Consider the following 534-nt stretch of genomic DNA (forward strand, 5'->3'; position numbering starts at 1 on the left):
AGCGAGAAATTCTATTGCTGAAATCGAATATGTTTTACAACCACATTCTGATTTCATTAAAGACGTGAAAGCGGCGAATGCCAGAGCAAAAAACATCAGAAAAACCCTAAAACCATAAAACCATAAAACACAAGCGTGTCTTCGACCTCGTGATAGATTTTGGGACATCCCAGTCCCCAAAATCGACTCGGCCTTTGACAACCGCTGCCAGCCATGGAGAGCGAAGCGAAGGCTGGTAGTCCCCAGTAGCCGTGAGGCCGCACTGCTTACCCGTCGTGCGCATAGCGCCAGAGGGGAAGCCAAGCGTGTCTTCGGCCTCGTGATAGATTTTGGGACATCCCAGTCCCCAAAATCGACTCAGCCTTTGACAACCTATTTGTGCCCCAGCCGTCCTGGTCACCAAGCACTACGCAACAACGTAAGCGCCAGAGAATCAGCCCTCTTGCAGCTTACTGAGGGTGACGTTCCAAGGTAGCAGGGCCTCGATCTCTTCAACTGTACTGGCCCCACCAATGTGCTGCAGCACATGGTGGA

1 protein-coding gene is annotated in these 534 nt (G+C 51.5%); it reads left to right on the forward strand.

Annotation, left to right across the window (positions count from 1 at the left end):
* Positions 1–319: 319 nt before the first annotated feature.
* Positions 320–475 (forward strand): hypothetical protein, encoded by a 156-nt coding sequence (locus tag ACOCD2_RS25795; protein ID WP_293885806.1) that lies wholly within the window; start codon positions 320–322, stop codon positions 473–475.
* The last annotated feature ends 59 nt before the right edge of the window (positions 476–534 follow it).

This window comes from Thiolapillus sp. (genome assembly GCF_048562965.1).
Lineage (GTDB): Bacteria > Pseudomonadota > Gammaproteobacteria > Chromatiales > Chromatiaceae > Thiolapillus > Thiolapillus brandeum_A.